Origin of the sequence: Qipengyuania sp. JC766 (assembly GCF_040717445.1) — a bacterium.
Classification (GTDB): domain Bacteria; phylum Pseudomonadota; class Alphaproteobacteria; order Sphingomonadales; family Sphingomonadaceae; genus JC766.
Window position 1 is genome coordinate 2,139,121 of sequence record NZ_JBFEFL010000001.1, and the last position, 12,198, is coordinate 2,151,318.

Sequence of the window (12,198 nt, forward strand, 5' to 3'; positions counted from 1 at the left end):
CGAGATAGGTCCGCTCGCGCGCTAAATCCACAGCGGAAAGGCAATCGGCACACCCGTTGCGCAAAATGATGCATTGCACAATCGCGCGTGGGTCGCCACGTTGACGCCCGAGAATGCACCGTTCCAAGGGGAAACAGCTTGCTCTACCACGCCTATGAACTGCAGCGCGCCTGGCTGAACAGCGCCAGCGCCTGGGCTTCGATGAGCGCCGAATGGCTGACGAACCCGCGCAACCCGTTCGCCTATAACGGCCTCGGCCCGGCGGCGGCGAGCGCGCTGGAAGTCTTCGCCCACGCGGCCGCGCCCTATGGCAAGCCGGCCTTCAACATCGAAACCGTGAAGGTGGGCGACGAGCATTGCCCGGTCGTGGAAGCGACCGTGGTCAACAAGCCTTTCGGCGATCTCAAGCGGTTCCGCCGCGAAGGGCTGGCCGAAGATGCGCCCAACCTGCTGATCGTCGCGCCGATGAGCGGCCACTTCGCCACGCTGCTGCGCGGCACGGTGGAACGGATGCTCCAGGAATACACCGTCTTCATCACCGACTGGGCCGATGCCAAGACCGTGCCGCTTCACGAAGGGCGCTTCGACCTCGACGATTACATCGACTACCTGATCGCCTTTCTCGAGCATATCGGCGAGGAAGGCGGCGATCCGCGCCCGCATGTCATGGCCGTCTGCCAGCCGTCGGTGCCCGCCTACGCCGCCACGGCGATCATGAACGCGAATGACCATCCCAACCGACCCAGGACGCTGACCATGATGGGCGGTCCGATCGACACGCGCGAATCCCCGACCACGGTCAACGATTACGCGATGGAGCGGCCGATCGGCTGGTATCGGCAGAACGTGATCGCCACCGTGCCGATGAACTATCGCGGCGCGGGACGGCGGGTCTACCCGGGATTCCTGCAGCTCGCGAGCTTCATGAGCATGAATTTGGGCTCGCACCTCCTCAGCCATTACGAGATGTTCAAGCATCTCACCAAGGGCGACGACGAGAGCGCGCAGGCGACCAAGGACTTCTACGACGAGTATCGCAGCGTCTGCGACATGACGGCGGAATTCTACCTCCAGACGGTGGAGGAGGTCTTCCAGACCCATTCCATCCCCAATGGCGAGTTCCGCCATCGCGGCGAGCTGGTGGACCTGTCCGCCATCACCGATACCGCCCTGCTCGCCATCGAAGGGGAGCGGGACGATATCTCCGGGATCGGCCAGACGAAGGCCGCGCTGAAGCTCGCCACCGGCCTGTCGGACAAGAAGAAGCGCTATTACATGGCCGAGGACGCCGGCCATTACGGCATCTTCAACGGCAGCAAGTGGCGCGGCAAGATCGCGCCGGTGGTCGAGGAATTCATCGCCCAGCACGGCTAGGCGGGCGCGCCGAGCGCGCGCCGCAGGCTGTCGTCAGGTATCCGTCGCGGCGCGCACTGCTTCCGCATGCGCCTTCGCGTTCTCCGCATAATGCGCCACGCCCATCCGCATGCCGGCGATGGCGGCGTCGGACAGCTCCTTCATCGGCCTCGCCGGGCGTCCTGCCCATAGCGAGCGCGGCTCCATCTGCTTGCCTTCGGTGAGCATGGCCCCTGCCGCCAGCATGGAATCGCTGGCGATGCGCGCCTTGTTCATGGCGATCGCGCCCAGCCCCACGAAGCCACGGTCCTCGATGATGCAGCCATGCACCATCGCCATATGACCGATCAGCACGTCGTCCCCGATCAGCAGCGGCGACCCGTCGGGATCGCCCGGGCGTTCGGGATCGCAGTGGAGCACGCTGCCGTCCTGCACATTGGTCCGTTCCCCGATCACGATCCGGCTGACATCTGCGCGCAGCACGCAATTGTACCAGATGGAACTGCCTGCCCCGATGGTTACGTCGCCGATAATCGTGCAGCCGGGCGCGATGAAGGCGCTCTCGTCGATGTTCGGGGACTTCCCGTGGATCGGGATGATGGTGACGCCGGGGCGGGTGTGTGCAGTCATGCCTCAGAGACCTAGCACATTATCCCATTCGAGATAGGGGAGGATGGAGGCGAAGTCGTCCGTCCAGACCGTCTTCGCCGGGGCGGGCAGGTCCGTCCATTCGAGATCGCGCGCATCGATTACCTGTTGCAGCGATGCCGGATCGGCCGACAGCGCGACCCAGTAGGACGCGCTGATGCCGCGCAGGCGGTCCTGCGGCGCCTTGCGGATCGCCGCCCGCATCCCGGTTTCCCTTGCAAGGGCCGCGACCATGGGTTCCAGGTCCAGATAGCGGTTCGAGATATGGGCCAGCAGGACGCCGTCGGGGGCCAGCTTCGCGCGATAGACGGCGAAAGCTTCGGCCGTCATCAGGTGTAGCGGGATGGCATCGGAACTGAAGGCGTCAACCACGAGCATATCGAACGAGCCGTCCGGCAGGTCTTCCAGCACGACCCGTGCATCGCCGACGAGGATATCGGCATCGGGCGCGCAGTCGCGGATATAGGTGAAGCTGCCTTCGCGCGAATATTCGACCACGGCCGGATCGATCTCGAAGAAGGTCCACTCCTGACCCGGCTTGCGATAGCAGGCGAGAGTTCCCACACCGAGACCCACCACGCCGACGGACGCGCCGTCGCCGGCAATTGCCGGCACGGCATTGAGCGCGATGCCCACGCCCGAATCGCGCCCGTAATAAGTGGTCGGCTCGTTCCGGCGCTGCGGATCGGTGTGCTGCAGGCCGTGGAGCGTGGTGCCGTGCGTCAGCGTCCGTTCCGCCGCGATCGGATTGTCGCGAATGGTGTAGATCCCGAAGAAGCTGCGCTCCCGCGATCCGTCCAGCGATGTCTGCAGCGTGTCGTAGCCGCCGCGCCCCAGCATCATGGCCAGCAGGATCGCCACCAGCGCGGCCCGGTTGCCCAGCGCCAGCATCCCGCACACCGCGATCGCCAGCGTCAGGAGCAGCACGGGGGCATCGTCCCCGTCGGCCACGAACCCGTTCATCAGCGCCGCCAGCAGCATCGCGGCGAGGACGAGGCACAGCCAGGTGATACGGCGCGAAGGGCCCTGCAGCCCGAGCCTGTCCATCCAGCCGAACAGCTGCTGCTGCGGCAGGAGCGCGGCAGCGGCCAGCACCAGCAGCGGATGTTCCCAGACCCAGTCGAACACCACCGGCGCGACCAGCGCGGTCAGCAGCCCGCCCAGCGCGCCGCCGGCGCTCATCACGAGGTAGAACAGCGTCAGCCGCGCCGGACCGGGCCGGTTCTCGTACAGGCGCCGGTGCAGGGCCACGGCGACCACGAACAGCATCACGACGCTGGCGATGGCGCCCGAGAAATGCCCGCCGCCCTGGCTGACCATGGCGAGGCTGCCCGCGAGCAGCAGCACCAGCGGCGCGCTGCGGACCAGCGCGAAGCCGAGCGCACTGCGTTCCGAAAAGGCGAAAGTGAAGCTCAGCAGGTAGAGGCCGAGCGGAATCACCCAGAGCAACGGCATCGCGACGATATCGGTGGTCAGGTGAGTGGTCGTGGACAGCATCAGGCCGGACGGAACCGCCGCCAGCGCCAGCCACAGGGCGATACGCTTCCAGCCGATCCGCTCCTGCGCCTCGCCCTCGGTGAAAGTCTCCGTCACCGGCAGGGCGCGCCAGCGGGCGGCCGCCACGCAGGCCACCAGCACGATCAGCAGGGCGTATCCGGCACTCCACGCGAGGCTCTGGTCCGCCAGCGGCAGGTAGGGCTCCAGCAGGATGGGATAGGCGATGAGACCAGCGAAACTGCCGACATTGGATGCGGCATAAAGCCAGTAGGGATCGCCCGCCCGCTCGTCCGCGGCGAACCAGTTCTGCATCAGCGGCGCCTGCGCGGACACCACGAAGAAGACCGGGCCGATGGTCGCGGCGAACAGTAGCGGCACCCACAGGAATTCGAGACCTTCCGCCGGCGGAGGAAGGTCCGCCAGCGCTATCGGCAATGTCAGCGCGGCAATCGCGATCAAGGCGATATGGACGATCGCCTGCCGCCTGATCGGCATGCGCGAGATCGCATGGGCATAGGCGTATCCGCCCAGCAGCAGCGCCTGGTAGACCAGCATCGCGCTGTTCCAGACCGCCGGTGCGCCGCCCAGTTGCGGCAGCGCCATGCGCGCGACCAGCGGTTGCACCAGGAACAGCAGGAAACTGCCGGTCAGGATCGCCGCGACGAACAGGATGCGCGCGGGGCCCTTCACTTCGCGCGCTCCCGGTCCGACCGGTCGAGCGTGTAGACCACGGTCGGGTTGTCGCTGTCCGGATAGGCCGGATCGCTGAAAAACAGGTCGGGCCTGCGGGTCATTCCGAATTTCTCCATCACGGCGATGCTGCCGCGGTTGGTGTCGCTGGTAAGCGCGGCGAGGACGGGTGCCCCGTGCCGCTCGAATGCCTCTTCGATAAAAGCTGCCACCGCCTCACTGGCATAGCCGCGGCGCCAGCGGTCCTCGCGGATCAGCCAGCCGATTTCCATGTCGCCGACATTCTTCGCCAGCGGATTGTCGACGCGCTTGAGGCCGCAATGGCCGACGAGCTCGCCGGTCGCCTTCTCGATCGCCATGCAGAAGCCGAAGCCCTCGCGCGCGTGGCTGGCGATGGCCTTGGCAAGCTTCGCCTCGATCTCATGCCGTTCCTTGGGGCCGCCCAGATGCGCCATGACGGCGGGCGTGTTGAGCCAGCGATCCTGCAGGTCGACATCGCCCTCCTGCGGCTTTCGCAGCACCAGCCGCTCGGTCTCCAGCACGATGTCAGCCATGCTGCGCGCGCCACTCGTCTCGCCCGATGGCATAGGCGATGATGGTGGGATCGTCCGGATCGAAATCCGGGCTGGCAAAATCGAGATCGGTCCGGCGTTCCATGCCGAGCCGCTTCATGAGACCCCAGCTCGCTGTGTTCCGCTCCACCGTGAAGGCGACGACTTCGCCCGAGCCCAGCGCCTCGAAGGCGTGACGCAGGGAGGCGAGGGCCGCTTCCTTCGCGTAACCGTGACCCCAGGCATCCTCCCGTAACCGCCAACCGACTTCCATCAGTCCCTGCGGTCCGCCTTCCTGGTTGGATCGCTTGAGGCCGCAGAAGCCCAGGATTGCGCCGTCATCCTTGCGCTCGACCGCCCAGAAGGTGTGGCCGTGATCGCGGCGGTAGGACAGCAGGCGGTCGCGCGCGCCGGTCTTCTTGGCGTCATCGCACACGCCGCCCAGCCAGCGCATCACGGCAGGCGTGTTGGTCCCGTCCCAGAACGGCGCCCAGTCCTCGTCCCGCCAGTCGCGCAGGACGAGACGGTCGGTCTCCAGCCGGAATTCATCCATGCAGGAGGCGCGCGGCATGGGCCGCGTGGTAGGTCAGGACGCCGGTGCATCCCGCCCGCTTGAAAGCCATCAGCGATTCCAGCACCAGCGCGTCCCTGCTGCCGCCGCCGGCCGCGGCGGCTGCCTCGATCATCGCGTACTCGCCGCTCACCTGGTAGGCGAAGACGGGCACGTCGAACCGCTCGTAGGCGCGGCGCACGATGTCGAGATAGGGGAGGCCGGGCTTCACCATCACGCTGTCGGCCCCTTCGGCGATGTCGAGCGCGATCTCGCGCATGGCCTCGTCGCCATTGGCCGGATCCATCTGGTAGGTCTTCTTGTCCCCTTCCAGGAAATCCCCGCTGCCGACCGCGTCGCGAAACGGGCCGTAGAAGGCCGAGGCGTATTTGGCGGCGTAGCTCATGATCTGGACGTTGACATGGCCCGCCATTTCCAGCGCCATGCGGATCGACCGGACCCGGCCGTCCATCATGTCGGACGGGGCGATGATGTCCGCGCCCGCCTCGGCCTGGTTGATCGCCTGGTCCACGAGGATGGCGACCGTATCGTCGTTGCCGACATAGCCACGCTTGTCGAGGACGCCGTCCTGGCCGTGCGTGGTGTAGGGGTCCAGCGCGACATCGGTCAGGATGCCGATGTCGTTACCGCAGGCGTCCCGAACGGCCCGAACGGCCCGGCACATGAGATTGTCCGGATCGAGCGCTTCTTTGCCATCGGGCGAACGCAGATTTGGGGGCGTATTGGGGAACAGGGCAATGCAGGGAATGCCCAGATCGACGGCTTCCCTGGCCCGCTTGGCGACATTGTCGACCGACCAGCGGGAGACCCCCGGCAGCGTCGCCACCGGCTCTTCCACCCCCTTGCCCTCGGTCGCGAACAGCGGCCAGACGAGGTCGCTCGGCGCGAGCACGTTCTGGCGATGCATGGAACGGCTCCACGCATGCGCCCTGCTGCGGCGCATACGGGTGTTGGGATAAGCGGCAGTCATAGGCAGCGCATGGCGCAATCCACGGTCCCGCGCAATCGGCGCGGGGCAAGCCGGTCAGGCGGGCCCGTCCGGGCGGTCGAGCTTGTCCACTTCGCGTCGCGGCGCTTCCGCCCCGCGCTCGGCGGCAGTCGGCGTGAGTTCTGTCAGAGCGGAACCCGCCTCCACCGTCTTCAGCTTCGCCAGAGCATCGCGGAAACGCTGGAGTTCCGCGCCTTCCAGCTCGGCGCGCGTCACGTAGCTGACGCTTTGCGGATCGACCGCCCGGCCGTTGCGGCGCATCTCGTAATGCAGGTGCGGACCCGTAGAGAGGCCGGTCGAGCCGATATAGCCGATGACCTGTCCGCGACGGACCTGCTGCCCGGAATTCACCGCCATGCGGCTCATGTGGCAATATCGCGTCTGCAGGGCGCCGGCATGGTTCAGGCGGACCGTGTTGCCGCAACCGCCTTCGCGCCCGGCGCTCGCGACGATACCGTCTGTCACTGCCACGATCGGCGTCCCGTGGCCGCCCCGGAAATCGAGGCCCCAGTGCATCCGCTTGTAACCAAGGATCGGGTGGCGCCGCATACCGTAGCGCGAACCGATCGCGCCCGGGACCGGAGCCAGCAGACCGCTACGCCGTTCCCCGACGCCGGACGCTTCGTAGAACCGGCCTTCCGAACCCCATCGCATAAGTTGCGCAAGCGGTTTTCCGCCGCGATCGATGCCGGCATAGATGAGCTTGCCGGCCTGCCGTTCGCCGGTGGCCGCGCGGCGATGGCTCACGATGATGTCGAACGTATCGCCGGGTTGCACCGACCGTTCCATGTCCATGTTCTCGTCCAGGACGCGCAGATATTGCTGGATCGCACTTGCAGGCGCGCCCGCCGCGCGGGCCGAACGGTAGAGGCTGTCGCCGATCGTGCCCCTGATCCTGAGCGGCGTATCGTCGACCCGGATGGGGATCGACCTCACCGCAAGATTACCGGCCGTCCGCTCCACGGCGAGCTTCAGGTCGAAGCGCGCACGGAATTCCAGCGCGTCCAGCGGGCGCGGCTGTCCGGGAGCGACCCTACGGCCCAGCGTGATGTCCACTTTGGTGCCCGGTTCGATGTCGCCGAGCGCAATCGACCGGCCCACCAGTTCCGCCACGCGAGACGCATCGGCGGGGCCAACGCCAGCGCGCTGCAGCATCCGTTCGAAACCGTCGCCCTGGGCGAGGGTCGCAAGCAATTGCACCTGCGGCCGCTCGGGCGCCCGCTTCAGCTCGGTAACGGTCGGAAGGGCAGCCATGCGACGGCCGCTGTCGCCGCCGAGCGCCAGCGGTGCGATCATCTGGCTGCGGAACTCGTCCCGCGATTGCTGGTCGAGCCGGGTCGCAGGAGCAGCTTCGAGCGGGGGAAAGGCAGGCCAGAGCGCGATCGCGGCGCCCGCCAGTCCGAGAAACGTCGCCAGACCGCGAAACCAGCGTCGGCTGCCGATGCCCTCGGCAAGGTCGGGTGCCAGGTCGAGCCCGGAAATCCATTCCGATACCGCAAACCGCTTCTGCGCCAGCCGTTCAGGTACCGTCGCGGGCGGTACCGGATCGGACACGCGCGCCTCCCGCCGGACGAATTCGGCCGGCGACGCGAAGCTCGCGGTATCGTGCGACTGGTACAAAATGCCCCTCATCCGTTGGGAGATGCAGACGATCCGGTATGGCCCTGCCGGATCAGAGTTAATTTCGCTTTAATGTGCCGGGTGGAACGCACAGCAGAGCGACGGAACGCCCGCCGTGCGGGGCGAAGCTTGTTTCGTGCGCAGGCAACTGCCACATCGGACCGGTGACCGACCAGGCAATCAAGGCCGTCCTCGGCCCGACCAATACGGGCAAGACCCATCTGGCGATCGAGCGGATGTGCGGCCATTCCAGCGGTGCCATCGGGTTCCCGCTCCGCCTGCTGGCACGCGAGGTGTACGACCGGGTCGTCGCGATCAAGGGTGAGGCGCAGGTCGCGCTGATTACCGGCGAAGAACGCATCGAACCTCCCGGGGCCCGCTATTTCCTCTGCACTGCGGAAGCGATGCCGCGGACCGGAGGCGGCCACGCTTTCGTGGCTCTGGACGAAGCGCAGCTCGGCGCGGATCGGGAGCGCGGCCATATCTTCACCGATCGGCTGCTTCACGCGCGCGGCCGTGAGGAAACGATGATCCTCGGCGCCGGCACGCTGGAACCGATGATCCGCGCGCTGGAGCCGGATGCCGAGATCATCGAGCGCCCGCGTTTCTCGACCCTGACCCATGCAGGGGCGCGCAAGCTCTCCCGATTGCCGCCGCGCAGCGCCATCGTCGCGTTCAGTGTCGAACAGGTCTATGCGGTCGCCGAAATGCTGCGCCGCTTCCGTGGCGGCAGCGCGGTCGTGATGGGCGCGCTTTCACCGGAAACGCGCAACCGGCAGGTTGCAATGTTCCAGAATGGTGAGGTCGACTATATCGTCGCGACCGATGCGATTGGCATGGGTCTGAACCTCGATCTCAGGCATGTGGCATTCGCATCGCTCAGCAAGTTCGACGGAGTCCGGCAGCGACGCCTGACACCCCCGGAAATGGCGCAGATCGCCGGACGAGCCGGCAGGCATCAGACCGATGGGAGCTTCGGCACCTTGTCCGGCACCGGCGGCCACGACGCGGAGTTTACCGAGGAAGAAATCTTCGCGATCGAGGAACATCGGTTCGCACCGATCACTCAGCTCTACTGGCGCGAGGCCGAGCCACGGTTCACCGATGTCGATACACTGATCCGCGACCTGGAGAGCAAGCCGGACAATCCGCAACTGCGCCTCGTGCCCGAGGCGATCGACCTGACCGTCCTCAAGATCCTCTCGGAACACCCGGTTGCGCGCGACGTGCGCGGGCCGGCCGTGGTCCGGCGGTTCTGGGAAGTCTGTTCGCTGCCGGACTTTCGCCAGGTGGGCGCCGACACCCATGCGCGCTTCGTCGCGCGGTTGTGGCAGGACCTGCGCGAGGGATACCTGGGCGCAGACTTCGCGGCCGCGCGGATCGCAGAACTGGACAACCCGCAAGGCGACATCCACGCGCTTCAAGGCCGTATCGCCGCCATTCGCAGTTGGGCGTATATCTGCCAGCGTCCGGACTGGGTGCTGGCGAGAGACGAGATGGCGGCACGTGCAAGGGCAGTGGAAGCCCGCCTGTCCGATGCGCTACACCAGCGCCTCAAAGAACGATTCGTAAATCGAAGGACCGCAATACTGATGAAAACGCTGGGTCAGGATGCCTCCCTGCTGCCCGTACATCTGACAGAAGACGGCGCGCTGATGGTGGAAGACGAAACGATCGGCACGGTCGAGGGCTTTCGCTTCAGCGTGGACGCGAAGGCGAACGTTGCGGACCGCAAGATGCTTCTGTCGGCGGGCGAAAAGGCCTTGCCGAAGATTCTTGGCGAGAGAGCCCAATCGCTGGTCGATTCCGGTCTCGAAGGGGTTGAACTTGTTCGTGGCAAGATTCGCTGGGGAAGGCAGATCCTGGCTTCCGTGGAGATAGACGAGGGCTGCGCCAGGCCGCGACTGGTCCCGCCGCCGGAAATCGAGAAGATCGCCGAAGGGCCACGCACCGCTCTGCTGTCGGCGCTGGAAGACTGGCTGGTAAAGCAACTTGAACCACTCGAGCCGATGCGCCGGATGGCGGGGGCGACCGAAGATGCCGACGCAGGATCGCAGGCGCGCGCCTTGCTGCTGACGCTGATCGACGGGCACGGTTACGTCAGCCGCGAAAGGGCGGGGCTTCAGCACCTGCCAAAGGAAATGCGGCCCTTCCTGCGGCGGCTGGGGGTGACGTTCGGCGCCCTCGATATTTTCGCCCCCCTGCTGCTGAAACCGGCACCGCGGCAGTTGATGGCGTCGCTCGGGCTCGACCGCCGCCCGCTGGAGGAATCCATGTTTCCCGTCATCGACGGGCAGAAGAAGCTGCCATCGGGCTATCGGCCGGCCGGCAAGCAGGCTGTGCGCATCGATGTGGCGGAAAAGATCCTGAAGGCGGCGTTCGAGGCGCGCTCGAAGACCAAGAACCGGCGCTTCATCGTCGACTCCGCTCTCGCAATATCGACCGGCCTGACCCTCGACAGCTTCCGCCGCCTGCTTGGTGCAGCAGGTTTCCGGTCGCTTCCTGCAAAAGACCTGAAGGACGGCATGTTCGGTCCGCCCGAACCCGATCGGTTCGAATGGCGTCCGTCCCGCCGCAAGCAGGAGCGCACGGAAAAGCCTGCTGCACCGAAGGAAGGAAACGCCTTTGCCGGACTGGCGGACCTGATCCGCTGATGCGAGTCGATGCCTGGTTGCATCGCTGCCGCTTCGTCCGATCGCGCTCCCGCGCCCACGACCTCGTCGACACCGGACTGGTGCGCAGGGACGGCGTCCGGTTGCACAAGGCCAGCGAGCAGGTCGTGCCGGGACAGACGCTGACCTTCCCCATCGGGCGCGACGTTCGCATCGTGGAGATACTGCGCTGCCCGGAACGGCGCGGTTCGCCCGCAGATGCGCAGGCGTGCTATCGGGTGCTTGACCGCGTGGCCCAAACCGCCATAGCACGCGCGAAAGCGCCACAACTCAAGGATACCCCCGCGCCATGACCTACGTCGTCACCGACGCCTGCATCAAGTGCAAGTACACCGACTGCGTCGAGGTCTGTCCGGTGGACTGTTTCTACGAAGGCGAGAACATGCTCGTCATCAATCCGTCCGAATGCATCGATTGCGGTGTGTGCGAACCGGAATGCCCCGCCGAAGCGATCCTCCCGGACACTGAGAACGGGCTGGAAAAGTGGCTCGAGCTAAATACGAAGTTCAGTGCCGAGTGGCCCAACATCACCGGCCAGAAGGAACCGCCGGCCGACGCCGACGACCACAAGGGCGAAGAAGGCAAGTTCGAAAAGTACTTCTCCGAGGAACCTGGCGAGGGGGATTGATCGTTGGGGTGGCATGAGTTCCACCAACAGGGATCGAATGCGCAATGCGGTCAGCGACTCCGCCGGTGTGGCGGGCCGCTCCGCGAAAACCGTCGGCGGTATCGTTTCCGACATGTTTGCCCGGGCAGGGCGTAACAATACGTCCATCGTGGCGGCCGGCGTCGCCTTCTACGCCTTTCTCGCGATGGTGCCGCTGCTTGCCGCAACGGTACTCACCTACGGGCTCGTCGCGACACCGCAGACGGTCGCCGCCAATATCGGAACCCTGTCCGACGTGCTGCCCGAAGCTGCCGCAGGCCTTTTTGCCGAACAGCTCGAAACGGTCGTCGAGACGTCGGCGGGGAAGAAAGGGCTCGGTCTCCTGATAGCCCTAGCAGTAGCGCTGTTCGGTGCCCGCAACGGCGCAGGTTCGATCCTGACCGCGCTCAACATCGCGCACGGCGTTCCGGAAGCGCGCGGCTTCATCAAGGCCAACCTCGCCGCGCTTGCCATCACCGCCGCCGGGATCGTTGCGATCGTTCTTGCAATCTTGGCGATGGGCGTCCTGACGGCTACGCTTGCCTATCTGGGCGGGGGCATCGCGATTGCCGGGACGGCGGCGACCTACCTGTTCCTCTTCGGGGTGGGCACCGTGGGCGCCTCGCTCCTTTACCGGTACGCGCCGAACAGGGCCGTTCCGCGGTGGCGGCTGGTCGTTCCCGGTGCGCTGTTGTCCACCAGCGGATGGATGCTGCTCACGCTGGGTTTCGGATATTACGTCGCGAACTTCGGCAACTACAACGCGACTTACGGTTCGCTGAGCGCCGTCGTCGTGTTGCTGACCTGGCTCTATGCATCGGCATTTCTTCTACTGCTCGGGGCAGAACTCAACGCCACGCTGGGCGATCGACGGTCCGGATACAAAGGATTGCCGGTCGGCTGAACGGGCCGAGAACTTGCTCTCGCGCAACTAATTGCGCTGCGACTCGCAATTTTGTTCC

Annotated in this window: 11 protein-coding genes; 5 read left to right on the forward strand and 6 right to left on the reverse strand. The window is 66.0% G+C overall.

Features of this window, described 5'->3' with window-relative positions:
- The first annotated feature begins 138 nt into the window (after positions 1-138).
- Positions 139-1,374, forward strand: a complete 1,236-nt coding sequence (phaZ, locus tag AB1K63_RS10300; RefSeq protein WP_366960032.1) for a polyhydroxyalkanoate depolymerase — start codon at positions 139-141, stop codon at positions 1,372-1,374.
- A 33-nt stretch (positions 1,375-1,407) separates the two neighbouring features.
- Here phaZ and AB1K63_RS10305 read toward each other — a convergent pair whose 3' ends face one another.
- Genes AB1K63_RS10305 through AB1K63_RS10330 form a run of 6 tightly spaced genes read right to left on the reverse strand, consistent with a single transcriptional unit; the run spans position 1,408 to position 7,930 of the window.
- Entirely contained in the window at positions 1,408-1,983 is a 576-nt protein-coding gene (locus AB1K63_RS10305) for a gamma carbonic anhydrase family protein (RefSeq protein WP_366960033.1), read from the reverse strand.
- Positions 1,984-1,986: 3 nt separating this feature from the next.
- Positions 1,987-4,188, reverse strand: coding sequence for a fused MFS/spermidine synthase (locus AB1K63_RS10310; protein ID WP_366960034.1), 2,202 nt, complete (start codon positions 4,186-4,188; stop codon positions 1,987-1,989).
- Positions 4,185-4,742, reverse strand: coding sequence for a GNAT family N-acetyltransferase (locus tag AB1K63_RS10315; RefSeq protein WP_366960036.1), 558 nt, complete (start codon positions 4,740-4,742; stop codon positions 4,185-4,187). Before AB1K63_RS10315 ends, AB1K63_RS10310 begins: the two co-directional genes overlap by 4 nt.
- The gene (locus AB1K63_RS10320) at positions 4,735-5,292 is read right to left on the reverse strand and encodes a GNAT family N-acetyltransferase (RefSeq protein WP_366960038.1); all 558 of its coding nucleotides are present in this window, start codon (positions 5,290-5,292) and stop codon (positions 4,735-4,737) included. Before AB1K63_RS10320 ends, AB1K63_RS10315 begins: the two co-directional genes overlap by 8 nt.
- Positions 5,285-6,280 carry a porphobilinogen synthase gene (gene hemB, locus AB1K63_RS10325; RefSeq protein ID WP_366960039.1) on the reverse strand — a complete coding sequence of 332 codons (996 nt, stop codon included), beginning with the start codon at positions 6,278-6,280 and terminating at the stop codon, positions 5,285-5,287. Before hemB ends, AB1K63_RS10320 begins: the two co-directional genes overlap by 8 nt.
- A 54-nt stretch (positions 6,281-6,334) precedes the next feature.
- The gene (locus tag AB1K63_RS10330) at positions 6,335-7,930 is read right to left on the reverse strand and encodes a M23 family metallopeptidase (RefSeq protein ID WP_366960040.1); all 1,596 of its coding nucleotides are present in this window, start codon (positions 7,928-7,930) and stop codon (positions 6,335-6,337) included.
- A 152-nt stretch (positions 7,931-8,082) separates the two neighbouring features.
- On the opposite strand from AB1K63_RS10330, the gene AB1K63_RS10335 reads away from it, so the two are divergent.
- Genes AB1K63_RS10335 through AB1K63_RS10350 form a run of 4 tightly spaced genes read left to right on the forward strand, consistent with a single transcriptional unit; the run spans position 8,083 to position 12,140 of the window.
- Positions 8,083-10,572, forward strand: coding sequence for a helicase-related protein (locus AB1K63_RS10335; RefSeq protein WP_366960041.1), 2,490 nt, complete (start codon positions 8,083-8,085; stop codon positions 10,570-10,572).
- The gene (locus AB1K63_RS10340) at positions 10,572-10,883 is read left to right on the forward strand and encodes a S4 domain-containing protein (RefSeq protein ID WP_366960042.1); all 312 of its coding nucleotides are present in this window, start codon (positions 10,572-10,574) and stop codon (positions 10,881-10,883) included. The genes AB1K63_RS10335 and AB1K63_RS10340 overlap by 1 nt, the downstream gene beginning before the upstream one ends.
- Positions 10,880-11,218: a ferredoxin FdxA gene (gene fdxA, locus AB1K63_RS10345; protein WP_366960043.1), complete on the forward strand. Its 339-nt coding sequence runs from the start codon at positions 10,880-10,882 to the stop codon at positions 11,216-11,218. Before AB1K63_RS10340 ends, fdxA begins: the two co-directional genes overlap by 4 nt.
- Before the next feature lie 13 nt (positions 11,219-11,231).
- A complete protein-coding gene (locus AB1K63_RS10350) occupies positions 11,232-12,140 on the forward strand; it encodes a YihY/virulence factor BrkB family protein (protein ID WP_366960044.1) in 909 nt (302 codons plus the stop codon).
- Positions 12,141-12,198: the final 58 nt, after the last annotated feature.